At 69.9% G+C, this 16000-nt stretch carries 17 protein-coding genes and 2 pseudogenes; 10 read left to right on the forward strand and 9 right to left on the reverse strand.

Going from position 1 to position 16000, the window contains the following annotated elements; genetic code table 11:
• Positions 1-109, forward strand: a pseudogene (locus OQF71_RS09890) (superoxide dismutase); the annotation flags it as partial.
• Positions 110-217: 108 nt separating this feature from the next.
• Here OQF71_RS09890 and OQF71_RS09895 read toward each other — a convergent pair.
• Positions 218-1156: a helix-turn-helix domain-containing protein gene (locus OQF71_RS09895; protein ID WP_280587404.1), complete on the reverse strand. Its 939-nt coding sequence runs from the start codon at positions 1154-1156 to the stop codon at positions 218-220.
• A 113-nt stretch (positions 1157-1269) separates the two neighbouring features.
• Between OQF71_RS09895 and OQF71_RS09900 the strand changes: the two genes are divergently transcribed.
• The 3 genes from OQF71_RS09900 to OQF71_RS09910 are packed head-to-tail and all read left to right on the forward strand — an operon-like array spanning position 1270 to position 3640.
• On the forward strand, positions 1270-1947 hold the full coding sequence (locus OQF71_RS09900; protein WP_280587405.1) for an HVO_2922 family protein: 678 nt from the start codon (positions 1270-1272) through the stop codon (positions 1945-1947).
• A gap of 7 nt (positions 1948-1954) precedes the next feature.
• Positions 1955-2413 (forward strand): DUF5518 domain-containing protein, encoded by a 459-nt coding sequence (locus OQF71_RS09905; RefSeq protein WP_280587406.1) that lies wholly within the window; start codon positions 1955-1957, stop codon positions 2411-2413.
• A 54-nt stretch (positions 2414-2467) separates the two neighbouring features.
• Positions 2468-3640, forward strand: coding sequence for a DNA primase (locus OQF71_RS09910; protein WP_280587407.1), 1173 nt, complete (start codon positions 2468-2470; stop codon positions 3638-3640).
• 12 nt (positions 3641-3652) lie between these two features.
• On the opposite strand, the gene OQF71_RS09915 is transcribed toward OQF71_RS09910, so the two are convergent.
• Positions 3653-3868: a hypothetical protein gene (locus OQF71_RS09915; protein ID WP_280587408.1), complete on the reverse strand. Its 216-nt coding sequence runs from the start codon at positions 3866-3868 to the stop codon at positions 3653-3655.
• A 434-nt stretch (positions 3869-4302) separates the two neighbouring features.
• Here OQF71_RS09915 and OQF71_RS09920 point away from each other — a divergent pair, with 434 nt between their 5' ends.
• Complete coding sequence (locus OQF71_RS09920) at positions 4303-4830, forward strand: SWIM zinc finger family protein (protein WP_309243344.1); 528 nt, start codon at positions 4303-4305, stop codon at positions 4828-4830.
• A 45-nt stretch (positions 4831-4875) separates the two neighbouring features.
• On the opposite strand, the gene OQF71_RS09925 is transcribed toward OQF71_RS09920, so the two are convergent.
• Entirely contained in the window at positions 4876-5067 is a 192-nt protein-coding gene (locus tag OQF71_RS09925; RefSeq protein ID WP_280587410.1) for a hypothetical protein, read from the reverse strand.
• A gap of 100 nt (positions 5068-5167) precedes the next feature.
• Positions 5168-6592, reverse strand: coding sequence for a glycoside hydrolase family 68 protein (locus OQF71_RS09930; protein ID WP_280587411.1), 1425 nt, complete (start codon positions 6590-6592; stop codon positions 5168-5170).
• Positions 6593-6938: 346 nt separating this feature from the next.
• Here OQF71_RS09930 and OQF71_RS09935 point away from each other — a divergent pair, with 346 nt between their 5' ends.
• A complete protein-coding gene (locus tag OQF71_RS09935; RefSeq protein ID WP_280587412.1) occupies positions 6939-8015 on the forward strand; it encodes a TrmB family transcriptional regulator in 1077 nt (358 codons plus the stop codon).
• Between the two features lie 127 nt (positions 8016-8142).
• Here the strand turns inward: OQF71_RS09935 and OQF71_RS09940 are convergent, their stop codons facing one another.
• Genes OQF71_RS09940 through OQF71_RS09955 form a run of 4 tightly spaced genes read right to left on the reverse strand, consistent with a single transcriptional unit; the run spans position 8143 to position 12760 of the window.
• Positions 8143-9270, reverse strand: coding sequence for an ABC transporter ATP-binding protein (locus OQF71_RS09940; protein WP_280587414.1), 1128 nt, complete (start codon positions 9268-9270; stop codon positions 8143-8145).
• A 2-nt stretch (positions 9271-9272) separates the two neighbouring features.
• The gene (locus OQF71_RS09945) at positions 9273-10214 is read right to left on the reverse strand and encodes a carbohydrate ABC transporter permease (RefSeq protein ID WP_280587428.1); all 942 of its coding nucleotides are present in this window, start codon (positions 10212-10214) and stop codon (positions 9273-9275) included.
• 56 nt (positions 10215-10270) lie between these two features.
• Positions 10271-11278, reverse strand: a complete 1008-nt coding sequence (locus OQF71_RS09950) for a sugar ABC transporter permease (protein ID WP_280587416.1) — start codon at positions 11276-11278, stop codon at positions 10271-10273.
• Between the two features lie 12 nt (positions 11279-11290).
• On the reverse strand, positions 11291-12760 hold the full coding sequence (locus OQF71_RS09955; protein ID WP_280587418.1) for an extracellular solute-binding protein: 1470 nt from the start codon (positions 12758-12760) through the stop codon (positions 11291-11293).
• Between the two features lie 189 nt (positions 12761-12949).
• Here OQF71_RS09955 and OQF71_RS09960 point away from each other — a divergent pair, with 189 nt between their 5' ends.
• From OQF71_RS09960 to OQF71_RS09970, 3 genes are all read left to right on the forward strand, one after another.
• The gene (locus tag OQF71_RS09960) at positions 12950-13408 is read left to right on the forward strand and encodes a hypothetical protein (protein WP_280587420.1); all 459 of its coding nucleotides are present in this window, start codon (positions 12950-12952) and stop codon (positions 13406-13408) included.
• Positions 13405-14376: a hypothetical protein gene (locus OQF71_RS09965; protein ID WP_280587422.1), complete on the forward strand. Its 972-nt coding sequence runs from the start codon at positions 13405-13407 to the stop codon at positions 14374-14376. The genes OQF71_RS09960 and OQF71_RS09965 overlap by 4 nt, the downstream gene beginning before the upstream one ends.
• An 89-nt stretch (positions 14377-14465) precedes the next feature.
• A complete protein-coding gene (locus OQF71_RS09970) occupies positions 14466-14894 on the forward strand; it encodes a hypothetical protein (protein WP_280587424.1) in 429 nt (142 codons plus the stop codon).
• A gap of 116 nt (positions 14895-15010) precedes the next feature.
• Here OQF71_RS09970 and OQF71_RS09975 read toward each other — a convergent pair whose 3' ends face one another.
• Positions 15011-15172 (reverse strand): hypothetical protein, encoded by a 162-nt coding sequence (locus tag OQF71_RS09975; RefSeq protein WP_280587426.1) that lies wholly within the window; start codon positions 15170-15172, stop codon positions 15011-15013.
• A 338-nt stretch (positions 15173-15510) separates the two neighbouring features.
• Here OQF71_RS09975 and OQF71_RS09980 point away from each other — a divergent pair.
• Positions 15511-16000 (forward strand): annotated as a pseudogene (locus OQF71_RS09980) (hypothetical protein); the annotation flags it as partial.

A 16000-nucleotide genomic window follows, 5' to 3' on the forward strand; every position in this document is an offset into this window, starting at 1 on the left:
CCACGACTACGGCCCGGCCCGCGGCGAGTTCGTCGACAACTTCTTCGAGGTCGTCGACTGGAGCGAGCCCGCGACCCGCTACGAGCAGGCCGTCGAGCTCTTCGAGTAACGCCGGCTCCCCCCGGCCCTCCTCCGGTATTCTACTGTGAGCCCGCCGCGCCGTTCGGCGGGCGTCTCCGCTCGTTAGCGACGTTGATACGCGGTGAACGCCACCGCCTCACTCGACGAGCGTCGTCTCGGTCACGGCGCAGGTGTCGTCGATCAGGACGCGGAGCTCGTCGCCCGCGCAGGGGAGCGTCACCCGGACCCGGAGCGGGTCCTCCGAGACGACCGTCGTCAGCCGGTCGCTCACGCACCAGTCGAACTGCCAGAACGGCGCGGTGTTCAAATCGACGCCGCGGTCCGAGTGGAAGACGAGCGTCTCGGCGTGATCGAGGAGCGTGACGCCGATCGTCGACCGCAGCCGGTAGCTACATCGCCGACAGACGTGTTCGACGGCGACGTCGAGGGCCTCGTCGTCCGGGTCGCGCACGAGCGTCGTATCGATCGAGCCGGTGCACTCCGGGCAGACCCCGTCCGCGGCCAGGCAGTAGTGGTGGCGGACGTAGTGGTGGAACGCCTGCAACAGCTCGTCCGTGGTCCGGTCGTCGAGCCCACCGGAGGGGAAGGGGTAGCTCACCTGCACGGCCCCGCAGTCGACGCAGCCCACGCTGAGATCGTCGTCGACGTACCAGCCGTGGAGGTCGCCGCCGCAGTCGTAACAGGCGCCGTCCGCGGGGAAGAAGCCGAGCTGCGCGCGCTCGGTGAGCGTGCCGGTGAAGATGGCGCTGACGACCTTCCGACCGGGCGAGCGAAACTCGTACCCCTCGTCGCTCCGCCTGATGAAGTGGCCGGTGAGCTGCCGGAGATGGTAGCTGAAGTTCGCGCTGTCGTCGATGTCGACCCGGTCGAACAGGTCGGTGAAGCTGACCGGGGCCTCGTCGGCGCCGAGCTCCAAGAGCGCGCGGAGGACCGCGACGCGGGTGTCGTTGCCGAGCGTCGCGAACACCTCGGCGGGGAGCACCCGTGACTCGGTGCGGAGGGCGGCCGGCCCGTCGCGGTCGCCGTCCCGGTCGGCGCTCGCGTCCGTCCCGGCGCTGCGGTCGAACTGACTCACGTGTCGGCTATGCGCCGGGGGCGTCTAAAGCGTATCGAGGAGGGGCGGACGACGAACGACGGCCGGCCAGTCGGCCATAGCGTTTTGTATGCTGCCCGAGAGGTGAGACGCGTATGCCCGAAGAACCGATCCACGAGTCGAAGCGGTCGCGAAGCCGACAGGCGCTGGCCACCTACTTTCGTCGCATCGCGGAGGCCCTCGGCCGCGGCGAGCCGGTCCCGGTCGACGACGCCGGAACGGTGACGGTCGACACCGCCGCCGAGTCCGCGGTCGAGATCGAGCTCGAACGCGGGGACGGCACCGTTCACTTCGAGGTGGAGGTGGAGTTCGACGAGACCGAGGGCGCGATCGAGACGGACGCCGCCGCGAGCAAGGCGACCTTCGAGCTGTACGCCGACACCGCCGGCCAGTGGCGGTGGCGGCTCGTCCACGACAACGGGAACATCATCGCCGACGGCAGCGAGGGATACGCGGACAAGCGCGACGCGAAGTCGGGGATCGAGAGCGTCCAGCGGAACGCGCCGGGCGCGCACGTAATCGACGTTGACCGCGACGAGGAAGCGCCTGCTGAGGGCGGGAGCGACGCCGTCTTCGAGCTGTTCAGGGACAAAGGCGACAAGTACCGCTGGCGGCTCGTCCACGACAACGGGAACATCATCGCCGACGGCGGGCAGGGGTACGCCTCCAAACAGAAGGCGACGCAGGGGCTCAACAGCGTGAAGTCGAACGCGCCGGGCGCGGCCGTCGAGGAGCTCGACGGCGACGAGGCGCCCGCAGGCGACGAGGAGTAAGCGGACGATGGTCCCCGACAAATCCTCCACCCGCGACGAGACGGACGCGGAGCCCTCCGCTCGCGATCGATACGACCCGGACGGCGATTCGAACGGGTTCCTCGCGCCCGGAGACGACGCGCCCGCGGACCCGGTCGACCTCCTCGCGTACGGCGTGCTTGGCGGAATCGTCGGCTCGGTTCTCTCGTTCGTCCCCTTCGCCACCGTTCTCGGCGGTGCGGTCGCCGGCTACCTCTGCGGCGGCACGTCCTCAGACGGGCTCAAGACGGGGACGGTCGCCGGCGTCGTCATGACGCTCCCGTTCGTCGCGATGGTCGCCTTCCTCCTCTTCTTGTTCGGGTTCGCCGGAGCGCCGGCGGAGTTCGGCGTCTTCGCGCTCCTCGTGATCGGAGTCGGCGCCGCCTACACCCTCGGGTCGGGCGTGATCGGCGGCTATCTCGGACACTACCTCCGCGGTCGGCTGTAGCGGAGCCGCGGACCGCACCGCTTATTCGACGCCCGTCGCTACCTCGGGTCGGACATGGACGCGCTCGACGCAAGGTACCCGTTCTTCGCGGCCGCCCGCGAGGCCGTCGCCGACGCCGCGGTGTCGCTCCCGGAGCTCGTCGCGGCCGACGCGCCCGCGGTCGAGCGGGGTCGCGAGCGCGTCGAGCGCGCTCTGATGGACGGAACGGTCGAGTCCGAGAGCGGCGAGTTCTCCGGGGAGTCCGCCTACGACGTGCAGGCGGAACTGCTCTCGTACCCCATCGCACGGATCCTCGTCTCGCTGCTCGACTCCGAGCCCGCCATCGAGAAGTACGCCGCCGCGGAGGCCGCGACCGCGATCGACCGGATCCGCGAGGACCTCGCGACCGACGACGAGCTGCGGTCGGTGTCGACTCCGACCGTCGCCCTCGACGACGTGCTCGCCGAGTTCGACCTCGTCGACGCGGTGCGCCCGGAGTCTCCCCGACCGGCTTCGGGGGCCGGATCCGGCCGCGCCCCCGCGCACTACTGGATCGACGTCGGCCCGTACCTCCGGCTCACGTCGCCGTCGTGGGGGCCCTCGTGGCGTCTCGTCAACCGCGCGCTCGCCGACGGGGCGGTGCGCGTCTCCCGCGAGGAGCTGCTGGACGCGCTGGAGGCCGCGGTCGAAGAGCGCGTGCGCGAGGGACTCCCGTTCGAGCTGGCGGTCGGCGAGGGGATCGCCGCGGAGCTGGAGGAGGGCGTCGCCGACCTCAAGCGCCTGCTCTCCGAGCGGAGCTACGCGGGCCCGGTCGACGTCGTCGCCCCCGAGCTGTTCCCGCCCTGCATGACGAACCTGATCGAGAAGGCCGATCGCGACGCCGATCTGTCCCCGCCGGAGTCGTTCGCGCTGATGGCGTTCCTCGTCGGCATCGGGATGACGCCGGACGAGGTGGTGACGTTCTGCGCGGACACGAGCCTCGACGCGGAGGGGATCCGCTACCAGACGGAGTACCTGAAAGACGACCGCGGGACGCAGTACCCGCCCCCCACCTGCGAGACGCTGGCGAACTACGGGATCTGTCACAACGAGGAGGACCACATGCAGGTGGCCGCGGACCCCCTCGCGTACTACGAGAAGCGGGTCGCGGCCGCCGAGGAGATCACCGACTGGCGGGACCGCGAGGGCGACGAGGACGAGAAAGGGGACGGAGCGGAGGAGACCGCAGACGCAGGCGGGAGAGAGTGAGCGAGCGCCGACCTACTCCTCGTCGTTCGAACGGATGAGATACGCGCCGACGAGCGCCATCAACAGGACGAACCCGGCCAGCAGTCCGACGAGCGCGATAGCGCCGGACTCCGGAAGCCCGGACGACCCGCCGAAGGTGACCCCGATCCCGACCAGCCCGGCGATAAAGACGGCGGCCGCCAGCAGCGAGACCGTGATCTGCCGACGAAGCTCCGCGTCGATTTCCATGCCCGCGAGTTCCCGTCGCCGCTAAAAAAGGACTTCGATGAGGGCGGCCGGACATCGGTGATCCCGGCGACCGAATCCCGAACCTCGGGCACACGGCCCTTTCGGCGGCGAATTTAACCGCTTTCGGCGCCTATCTCGACGCGAAGCGAGGGCTACCCTCGCGGTCACCCATGACGCATCCCCGAAACCCACCCGCGTCAACAGCCACGGACCCGGACGTCGCCCGAGTCGCGCCGCCGGCAGAACGATCCTCGGAGCGACGCGTCGCGCCCGGGGGCGGCGACGCCCTCTCTTCGGGCACCGACGCCGCGAGCGACGGCAACGCCAGCACCGCGAGCGACGGCGGTGCCGAAGGCGACGACGCCACCGACGATCCCGGCGACAGCGCCGACGGTGCCACCGACGACCGGTCGGCGCGCGCCGCCACCGAGGAGATGACGGTGCGGCCGCTCCGCGACCGGCGGTACGTCGTCGAGACCGACGGCGGCACGTACGTGGTCGCGCTCGACGCCGGCACCTGCACCTGTCCCGACCACGCGATCCGCGGCTTCCGATGTAAGCACCTCCGGCGCGTCGCCATGGAGGTGACCGCGGGGTCGCTCCCGGCCCCGGACGAGCGCGTCGGCGTCTGCGCGGTCTGCGGGGCGGAGACGTTCGTCCCGCTCGACGCCGGCGGGTCGCACCTCTGTGCGCGCCACGGGTTCGAGCCGGGCGACGTCGTCCGCGACCGCGAGTCCGACGAGCGGCTCGTCGTCGTTGCGGTCACGACAGCGCGGGCCGATACCTACCGCACCGAAGAGGACCGGACGCTCGACGAGTACGTCACGAACGCCGCGTACGGCGCTCACGAGCCCGTTATCGAGGCCGTGTACGCCGACGCGGTCCGCCCGGGGCGAGGGGTGTCCGACTGCGAGCGGTACGCCTTCCCCGCCTCGCGGCTCGTCCGTCCGCGCCGGGAGTGAGGCGGCGGAGGCCGGCCGTCGCGTCGGCCACGCCGCGTCCGCGCCTCACCCCGCGAGGTGACTGATGTCGCGCCGCAGCGTGTACCCCTGCGGGACGCCGACGGCGCCGAGACACTCCTCGCACAGCACCCGCTCGTAGTCGCGGTTCGTCTCCTTCTCCAGCAGCGAGACGTCTCCGATGGGGAACACTGACTCGCAGCGGTCGCACTCGATCTTGTCGCCGTCGACGATGCGCATACCGCTATCGGAGAGCCCGTGAAACTTAAGCGTCCGTTTCGCGGCTACCCGAGCCGGTCGCCGTTCGAACGTGTTCGGGTCCTCGCTTCGGCCGGGGCCCTCATATCGCTCCGTGGGAACCGTCGCTGTCCCCCGGATCGGCGCCGCCTCTCTCGCCGGGCGACTCCCCTCTCTCGCGGCCGAGCGTCCCGCTCGGTCCCGAAACGTACCCGCCGCCGCTTCCGCCCTCCCGGATCCGGCCGTCGAGCGCGTCAGCGCCGAGGAGCCCCGAGTCGTCTGCGGGCGGTAACGGCTCGTCCGGGGTCGGGATCCGCCACGCCGCGAGCGCGCCGAGCAGCCGGGTCCGGTCCCCGTCGACCGCCAGCCGGAGCGTCGGCGCGAGGGTCCCGCCGAAGCGGTCGCGCTGGTCGGCCTCCGAGAGGTCCGCGATCGCGTCCAGCGAGTCGCCGCCGAAGTCGTAGTAGTTGAGGAAGCTCTGGATCAACACCTCCTCGTCGTGCGCGAACGCCATCCACGAGTACGCTTGGAACGGCGCCTCCGGCGGGTTCGTGGCGACGAGTCCGGTGTCGTTCAGCGGTCGGTACTCCCCCCCGAAGGAATCGGCGACGAACCCGTACAGGGCGTCGGGCCCCGTCACGCCCGGCGCGAACGTGTGGACGTGACTGCAGACGAACAGGTAGTAGCGCCCGTCGGCGACGACGACGTGCGGTCGTTCGAGCTCCTGGTTCACCTCCACCGCGTCCAGCAGGGGCGGGCGGAGCTCCCACGACAGGGGATCGCCCGACTCCGAGACGGCGACGCCGACGCAGCCGTTGAACTCCCGGCGGTGAGCGGTCTCGGCGTCGTCGCCCGGTCGCTCCGGCGCCGGCGCGTTCGCCTCGAACAGCAGGTACGTCTCGCCCGTCGCCGGGTCCTCGAAGAACCAGGGATCGCGGAAGGTGTAGATCATCCCCCGGGACTCGGTCTCGGTCTCGTACCAGTCGCCGTCGGGCGTCAACAGCGTCTCGTGGGTCCACGGGCCCGCGAGCTCGACTCCGTCGGCCGACGCGGTCAGGGTTCCGCCGTGGGCGACCGCGATCCGCTGGGCGTACGTCATCTCCTCGGCACTCTCGTCGCCGGCGGCGGTGTAGTAGAGGTAGAGGTCGCCGTCGTCGTAGAGCGCCGAGCCGGCCCACTGGCGCTGGCCGAGCGCGCCCCCGTCGAAGACGGGGCCCGCGTCGCGCCAGGTCTCGCCGTCGCCGGAGTAGAAACACCGGATCTCGGCCACGTCGTGTCGCTTCCCGGGGAGGAGGTCGGCCGGGGCCGTCAGCGAGAAAGCGAGCCGCCACCCGTCGACGTCGGCGATCTCGCCGTGGCGGTCGCGGAGCAGCCACGTGTCCCAGATGTGGAGCTCCGGAAACGGATCGATCTCCGGGGATCCGGTCGCCGGCGCGACGTTCCCGCGACGCCGCTCGATGGACGCGGCCTGTGCTCTGGTCCACCGCGACCGAGGGAAACCGCCGTCGCTTCCCGACGTCTCGTGCATACGCTCACTCCACGACGAACCGAATAAAGCCTTTTCAGTCGGACCGACGTCAACGGCGTCGCCCCCGCGCCGTTCCCGGTGTCACCGACGACGCCCCGGCATCATTGTGCGACACGCACGGCGATAGATAACGCGACACGCACGACGATACCCAACCCGACGCCCACGCCGCCGGCACGGAAATAAAACGTTTTATCACAGCCGTGGTACCCCAAAACATGGCAAAACGACGCACCGGGCGAAATCGAGCGAGCCGTGTCCTCGTCGGGCGATCGGTTCCGGTCAGTGCCGCGGTCGGCCGCACGAGGCTCGCCGTCACGGGCCGACGACCGGCCGGGCACGGGGGATGAGAGTGGACCGCGCAGAGCTCACCGAGACGCTGGAGGACGCCGGGCTCTCCCCGTATCAGGCCGACGCCTACGTCACCGTGCTCGAACTCGGCGCCGCCCCGGTCACCCGGATCGCCGACGCCAGCGGAGTACCAGATCCGCGGATCTACGACGTGTTGCGCGACCTGGAGAGCGCCGGCTACATCGAGACGTACGAGCAGGAGTCGCTGTACGCTCGCGCGAACAGCCTCGACGAGATCACCGAGGACCTCCGAACGCGGGCGACCAGATTCACCGCGGCGACCGAGGAGATCGAGCGCCGCTGGAACGAGCCCTCCGTCGAGCAGTCGACCGTGAGCATCGTCACCCGCTTCGAGACGGTGATCAAGAACGCCGACGAGTTCATCCGCGAGGCCGAGACGCAGGTGAACGTCTCGCTCGGCGTCGAGCACTTCGAGCGACTGCGTCCCGCCCTCCGGGCGGCCACCGAGCGCGGGGTCCGGGTCAACCTCTCGATTCACACGCCGGACGGGGACACGGAGGCGCTCCCGGACGCGGCGGACCTGGTCGACGTCTGCTCCGAGGCCCGACACCGCCGGCTCCCCTCTCCGTTCGTGGTGATCGTCGACCGAACGAAGACCTGCTTCGCGCCCCACGCCGGCTCGACAAACGAGTACGGCGTGCTCGTCGACGACCGCACACACACGTACGTGTTCCACTGGTACTTCCTCACGACGCAGTGGGACACGTGGGAGCCGATCTACACGGCCCGCAGCGACGATCCGCCGATCGACTACATCGACATCCGGTACTGCGTCCGCGACGTCGCCCCGCTCCTCCGCGACGGGGCGACCGTCCGAGTTCGGATCGACGGGATCGACACCGAGAGCGGTGCCGACCGCGTCGTCGAGGGCGTCCTCTCCGATGTCGTGGTCACCGGCGACGACGCGGTCGACGCGGAGACCGTCGCCAGCTACGGCGGCCGGGTCGGGCTCATCGTCGAGACCGAGGACGGCCCCGTCGAGGTCGGCGGGTGGGGCGCGATGGTAGAGGCGGTCGAGGCCCACCGGATCACGGTCGTCGACGTCGAGTGAGCGCGGAGCCGACGGGCTCGGCGTCGGCGTCTCGTACCTCGTAACCTCCTCACGGCGTGCGGGTCGAAGAAGGGATCCGCGGGACGGTTGATGCGACACCAGCTCTCGCGAGCGCGCGACTGCGCACCTACTCCAGCGAGTGGGTGATCGCGTCGCCGCTCGCCCGGTCGAACAGGTGGACGTTCTCGCGGTCCATCACGATCCGGATGTCGTCGCCCTCCGCGATGTCCGTGTCGGGCGCGAGGTTGATGAGGAGCTGTCCCTCGCCGCGCCCTTCGGCGCTCGCCTCGACGTCGCGGTCGAACAGCAGGTAGGCGTTCATCTCCTTGCCCATGGGCTCGAGGACGTCGACCACGGCGTCGAACGCCTTCGTCGGCGAGGTCGCCTTCCGGGCGTCCGCCTCCAAGAACACGTCCTCGGGACGGACACCGGCCGTGATGTCCTGTCCCGACGTAACGCCGTGCGTCTCCGGGTCGAAGTCGATCTGCGTGTACTGGGAATCGAAGCCGCCCTCGGTCGCTTCGCCCTCGAGGAAGTTCATCGCGGGCGACCCGATGAAGCCGGCGACGAACCGGTTCGCGGGCTCGTTGTAACACTCCAGGGGCGGCGCCACCTGCTGGAGCACGCCGCCGTTGATGACGGCGATGCGGTCGGACATCGTCATCGCCTGCGCCTGATCGTGGGTGACGTAGATGATCGTCGTGTCGAGCTCGCGGTGGAGCCGCTGGAGCTGGGTGCGCATGTGGACCCGAAGCTCCGCGTCGAGGTTCGCTAACGGCTCGTCCATCAGGAACGCGTCCGGATTTCGGACGATTGCGCGGGCGATGGCGACGCGCTGGCGCTGCCCGCCGGACATCTCCTTGGGCATCCGGTCCATCATCCCCTCGAGCTGGACGATGTCGGCGGCCTCCTCGACGCGCCGATCGACCTCCTCTTGATCGTATTTCCGGAGCCGGAGCCCGAAGGAGATGTTGTCGTACACGTCCATGTGCGGGAACAGCGCGATGTTCTGGAACACCATGGAGATCCCCCGGTTCTTCGGCGGGAGATCCGTCACGTCGCGCCCGCCGATCTCGATGGTCCCCTCGGTGGGGAGCGTGAGCCCGGCGATCGTCTCCATCGTGGTCGACTTCCCGCACCCGGAGGGACCGACGAAGGTGACGAACTCACCGTCCTCGATCTCCAGATTCATGTCGTCGACTGCCGTTACGTCCTCGTACCGTTTCGTGATTCCCTCTAGTTTGACTGATGCCATGGTTACTCCTTGACCGCCCCCGTAGTGAGTCCGCTCACGATCTTCTCCTGTGCGACGACGACGAGGATCGCCACCGGCAGCACCGCGATGATGCTGGCGGCCGCCATGAGGTTGTACAGCACCTCGAACTCGCCCTGGAACCGCAGTATCCCTTCGAGCATCGGCGCCCAGTTGCCCGGCCGCCCGTCGGTCATCAGCGAGCTGAAGAAGTACTCGTTGTACACCGAGATGAACGTCAGCACACCCGCGGTCGCCACACCGGGCGCGGACAGTGGGACGATGACGCGGAACAGCGCGCCGATCCGCGTCGTCCCCTCCACGCGGGCCGCGTCCTCTAAGCCGTCGGGGATCTGCGAGTAGAACGTCATCAGGATGAAGATCGACAGCGGCAGGAAGATCGCCGACAGCGGGATGAAGATCGCGTACGGGGTGTTGTACAGCGACCCGGCCGATATCAGCGGTCGCAACACGTCGATGTTGGTGTTGAACAGCCGGTTCAGCGGGATGAAGAACGCCGCCGGCGGGAAGAAGGACGTGACGAGCACCAAGAGGAGCATCGCGTTGCGTCCTCGGAACCGGAGGCGGCCGAACACGTAGCCGGCGAGGCTCCCGACGAGCAGCACCGCCACGGTCGCGATCGTCGCGATCAGGAAGCTGTTGAACACGTACCGGTGGAACGGTAAGGTGGTGAAGATTTCGATGAACGCCGCCGGATTGAAGCCGGCCGGCAGGACGACGCCGACCTCGGAGAGGTTGTTCCGCGGCGTCACCGCGACGACGAACAGCCAGTAGAACGGGAACAGCGTCGTGACGAGGAAGAAGATGGTCGCGACGTAGAACGTCGCCCGGTACGCGCGGTCCGGGTTCGTGATCATCTTCGCCGCCCACGCCTCGATGACGCCGCGGTCGAGATCCGGCTCGTCGAGGCCCGCCTGCTCGACCATCTCCGCGGTCGGATCGGCCTCGTCGGCCGGCTCGCCGCCGGGGGGGTCGGTCGCGCTCATGCGACACCACCCTCGCTGTTGCGCAGCGCGAGCAGGTACAACACGACGAACCCGCTGATGACGACGGCCGTCAGGAACGCCACCGCGGAGGCCGTCGCCCAGCGTCGGCTGTTCTGCAGGGCGATAATGACGAGACAGGTCAGCGACGGCACGGTCTCACAGCCCGCCGTCGCGTCGATGAGCCCGTAGATCCGCATCGCGTCCATCGTCCGGAACAGCATCGCGACGAGCAGCGCCGGCGCCACGAGCGGCAGGGTGATGTACCGGAACCGCTGCCACGGCGAGGCGCCCGACACCTTCGCGACGTCGTAGAGCCCGCGGTCGATGCTCTGAAGCCCCGCTAAGATGAGCAGTGCCATGAACGCCGTCGTCTTCCAGATGTCGGCGACGAGCACGATGATGAACGAGTCCGAGCTGTTCGACAGCGGGTTACTGCTGAACACGCCGAGCCACTGCATGAAGTCGGTCCCGAACCCGATGGTCGGGTTGAACAGCAGGAAGAAGATCATCCCTTGGATGACGATCGGGATCGCCCACGGGATGATGATCGACACGCGGACCCACCGGCGCCCGTAGAAGTCCTGATCGAGCACCAGCGCCTGCCCGAAGCCGATCGTCGTCTCGAAGAGGACGCTCAAGATCGCGAACGCCAGCGTGACGAAGATCGCCTGCTGGAGGAACGGTGCGTCGAACCCGACGAACGGGAACGAACTCGACAGTGATATCGAGACGAACTGCTGGGTGAAGTTCGTGTCGCCGGTCAGCAGCGCCACGTAGTTGTCGATGCCGATGAACTCACCGAACGGGTCGGCCGACGCGACGGCGTCCGCGAGCAGCGAGAATCGGAACGTCTCGATCAGCGGGTAGAAGGCAACGACCGCGAGCAGCAGGAACGCGGGAGCTAGCAGGACGTACGCGTACACCTCTTCGCTCTGCGTCTCCAGCCAGTTGAGCGGCCGGGCGAGCAGCGATCCCCCCTCGTCCGCTCGCGTGTCGGTTGACATGCTCGACTCCCCTTACTCCGCTAGGTCGGACTCGACCGATTCGAGCGAACTCTCTAGGTCGGCCATGGCCTGCTCGGGAGACTTATCGGCCTGATAGGCGGCCGAGACCTCGGAGGAGACCTGCGGGCTCTGGTCCGGCCACGCCACCGTGACGGGACGCGGAACCGTGGTCTGTCCGGCCACCGCGAGCGTGTCGAGGAAGTTGCCGATCCCCCCGACCTCGTCGGGGTTGATCGACTCGGTCACCGACGGGTCCGGCGGGAGGTAGCCGCCCTCCGCGAAGTTGCTCACCATGACGTCCTCGTTGGCGAACGCCTCCAGCACCTGGACGCACTCGTCGAGCCGCGACGTGTTCGGGTTGACCGTGAGGTGCCACCCGCCGAGCGCCGCGGCGGAGCCGCCGGTGCCCTCGTGGGCGCCCTCGCCGGACTCGACGCCGTACGGGAGCGGCATCACGTCGTAGTCGGCCGTATCGAAGCTGTCGGAGTCGAGGTTGATCGGGATCGCGTACGGCCAGTTGCGGTGGAAGATCGCGTTCCCGCCCGTGAACGGCTCGCGGGCCGGCTCTTCGGTGAACGACAGCAGGTCGGTCGTCGAGATCTGCGGGAAGTCGGGGTGGGCGTACTCCGCGTCCGGGCCCTCCATGAACGACCGCATCATGCGGATCGTGTCGTGGACGGGCTCCTCGTTGACCGTCACCGGCCGGTCGCCGATCGGTCCGAAGAGGTTCTCGTGGTCGCCGAAGTACGCGCCGCCGAAGGACGTGATCGTCTCGCTGAACGTACAGCAGGCGAGCCCGACGTAGTTGTCGGCTTGGGTGGTGAACGCGTAGTCGAAGTCGCCGCCGGGGCCGCCGTTCTGCTCCCAGACGTCGGCGGCCATCTCGGCGAACTCCTGCCAGCTCATCGGCTCGGTCGCCCAGTTCTCGCCGTCCGGGTCGTAGCCGGCGTCCTCGACGAGGTCCTTTCGGTAGTGCATCACCGGGTAGTCCGGGAACAGCGGCAGGCCGAACAGGTCGCCGCTCTCCGGGTCGCTCGCGGTGCTCACGGCGCTCTCGAGGTAGCTGTTCTGGACGTAATCGAGCGTCTCCGAGGAGAGCTCGTCGCTCAGGTTCACGAGCTGCCCGCGCGCGACGAACGGGATCGTCCAGCCGGAGTCCATCATGAAGATGTCCGGGCTCGCCCGGCCGGCGTCCAGCGCCGAGGTGAACTCGGACCGACGCGCGCCCGACTCGAAGTCGCCGGGCAGGATCTCCACCTCGATCGACTCGTCAAGCCCCGCGTCGTACAGGCTCTCCGTGACGGTGTCGGAGATCCCCTGCCACTCGCCGTCCATCGTGATCTGGATCGGCCCGTCGCCGCCACCGCCGCCGGAACAGCCGGCGAGCCCGACCGCTGCGCCCGCCGCCCCGGTTGCCTCGATGAACCGCCGTCGTGATACCCCCACACGCCCGCTCTCGTGATCGGATTCTCTATCGACCATTACAGCTGTTGTTACAAAATACACCTATATATAATTATTGATGTCGACAGTCGGTCCCGGTCCGATCGCGAGTACTCCGTCGGTGTCTGAACGGGTCATTCTCGACGGAACGGGTCTCCCCCGGCGAACGATCCTGCTCCCGCTTCGGCGGAACGGCTATGGGCCCCGAGTGTCGAGTGGCGTCCACGCATGGGTACCACCGGAGCGATGGCGAGGCGATTACGTGACGGGACGATCCAGTGGCTCGAACGCGTGTTCTTCGGCGGCGCCGAGCTCTCGGTGCTGTCGACGCCCGCGTTCGTCGCGGTGCTCGTCCTCCAGACGCGCTACCCGGACGCGATCCCGATCGCCGGGCTGCTCGCGATCGGGACCGGCAGCGTCGCCGTCGCGCTGTTCCGGGCCCAAACCGTCGACGTGGGGGCGTGGCCGCGCCGAGGCGAGCTCGCCACGGCCCCGCTCCGCGTCGGCTACTTCAGCGCCCTCTTCGCGCTCTCGACCGCCGGGGTCGGTGCCGGCGCGGTGGCGGCCGGCTCGCTGTGGTTCGCGCTGCTCGGCGGCGTCGTCCAGCCCGTCGGGCTCGCGGCGTTCCCCAGCGTCTACCGCGCCGTCCACGGCGAACCGCTCCAGCACGCCGCGGCCGAGCTATGAGCGGCGACGCGGATCCCCGCGGGCCGTCGCCCCGCGGCTGGCTCCGGACCGCGCTCGACGCGGCCGCCGAGCCTGAACACACGGGAGAGAACCGCTGTCTCCCGTGCATGCTCGTCAACGCGGTCGGCGTCGCGCTCGTCGCCCTCCTCCTCTCTCGCCGCCGTCGGTCGCTCGGCGTCCTCGCCGGCGTCGTCGGCGCGGCGGCGATCTGGCTCCGCGGCTACGCCGTCCCCGGGACGCCCCGCTTCGCGCCGCGTCTCGTCGAGCCGCTGCCGATCGACTTCGGCCCCGACCACCCGGACGGCCTCGGGTCGGGCTCGCTCGCCGCCGCCGGACCTAACTCGCTCGGCGACGAGCGGGGAGACGTGACCGACGCTCGCTCCGACTCCGACGCGCCCGCCGCCACTGATAGCTCCGCGGACGACCCGGACCCCGCCGCCGAGATAGACTCCGACGGCGTCGCCGACGACGACGCGGTCGATCCCGAGACGGTGATGGCCGCCCTCGTCGACGCCGACGCCCTCGTCGAGGACGGCGAGACGCTCGTCCTCGACGGGGAGTTCCGCGACGCGCTGTACGACCGGATGGGCGCGCTCCGCGAGGGCTCCGACGAGGCGCTCGCCGAGCGCGCGGCGGCGATCGCGGGCCCCGAGGTCGACGGACAGGTCCACGACGGGCGGGTCCTCCTCGCGGGGGGACGCGACGCGTGGCTGAGCCGCCCGGTCGCGATCGCCGAGACGGCGGCCGCCGAGACGCTCCGAGACCGCGGCGTCGACGACGCGGTCTCGCGCTCGGCGGCGCGCCCGCTCCGAGCGTTCCTCGACGCGTGCCCAGTCTGTGACGGCCCCGTCCGAGAGACGACGCTGAAGAACTGCTGTGGCGGTCCCGGCGGCGTCAGCGGGAACCCGGAGCGACCGGTCCGCGCCTGCGCCGACTGCGACGCGATCGTCTTCGCCGACCGCTCCTGAAGCGCTTCGGCGTCGTCGGAGGCGGGCCGCCCGCTCCGCTGGGCGACCGCCGCCGACAGCTACAATCCGCTTCAGTCCGACACCCGTGTGTGAGCACCGTTAGCACGGCCGATCTCGCCGTCCGGCTCGCGGTCGCCGCGGTCGCGATCGGCGGGCCGACCGTCCTCCACCTCGGGCTCTGGCGATTCTTGGCGTGGCTGCGAGACGACGCGCTGATCGACCGCCTCGCGGCTCGGGGCGCGGTCGAGGAGCCGCGGCCGCCGGCGGTCGACGTGCTCGCGTCGGCGACCGCCGGCGTCGACGGCCGACGCTGTCCGGCCTGCGGGAGCCCGGTCATCGCGGGCGCGACGCGGTGTCGAGGCTGTCAGCGAGGGGTCGAGCGCGGGGCCGGCCGGAGGGGGGCCGAATCGAGCGGAGCCGATCCGGACGACGGCGCCGTCGGAACGGGGGGCGACGACGGAGACCGCGAGAACTCCGACCGTCGCCTCGACCGCCGTGAGCCACCCGAACAACGGTAGCGGCGACGGGATCTCCACCCGGCTCGACGCGGCTGTGCGAGACATCCGTCTCTGCGGAGCGCGGTCGTCCTCGACGCCGAAAGCGGGGAGAGCCGACGCAGCGAGGTCCGTCGCCGTTACTCGATTCCGGTTCGGTCGTTCGCGGTGTCGGCCTCCGACCGCGTTGCTCCCGGCGCCTCCGTCCCGATGAGTTCGGAGAGTTCTCGAAGGCTCCCTATCTCGGCGGCCGGATCGACGTCGAGGTCGAGCGCGTCGTTGTGGTCGCGCCTGAGGAACACCCCGTCGAGGCCGGCGCTCCCGACCGCACCCCCGCGAGGATGAATCGCCGTCTCGAACTCGTTTCAATCCGCTCACCGGTGTCTTCCACCATTACGGTCACACGTACATATTTTCGGTGTGTGAAGGCTTCTATGACCCGTATGTAGCCGTTTTGACTTCACCGGAACCGTCCGTGTCGCCACGGAGCGACGGGGTGCGTTCCGTACCGGTTCGGAGGCGCTCGTACCCGTCAGAGCGGAGCGGTACATATCTCTCCCGAGACGCGGCCGGCGGCGGCTGGGCGGACCGCGTTCCGATCCGCGGTACGCTTTAGACGCTGCGACCCCCGTACCCCCGCATGAGCCTCCCGTCCGAGGCGGCGTTCGCCAGGCGGTACCGTGCGCTCTCGCCCGCCGAGCGCCGCGAGTTCGTCGCCGCGCTGTGGGCCGCTCGCGGCTGGGCGACCGCCCGCGAGGCGGACGCGCCGAACGTCGTCGTCGCCCGCCGAGACGGGCGGACGCGCCGCGTCGCGGTCGGGACGCCCGTTCCGGACGACGCCGACGCGGTCGTCGGCGACGGGACGCGCCGCGTCCTCTCGGCGTCCCCCCGCTCGCGGGCCGCGGCGGTCGGGGCCGCGAACGTCTCCCCGGCCGACCTCCGCGAGCGGCTGTGCTACGGCCTCGACCGGGACGCGGCGGACCGGCTGTTCCGGCGGCACTTCGGCGTCGGCCTCGCGGCCGCCGGGGCGGCCGACGCCGTGGACCCCGGCGGCGTTCGTCGTCGCGTGACGCGGGCCGGGCGGAGGGTCACCGCGGACACGGTTGTCGCGCTCGGCGCCGTCGCCGTCG

Origin of the sequence: Halorubrum sp. Boch-26 (assembly GCF_029889805.1) — an archaeon.
Lineage (GTDB): Archaea > Halobacteriota > Halobacteria > Halobacteriales > Haloferacaceae > Halorubrum.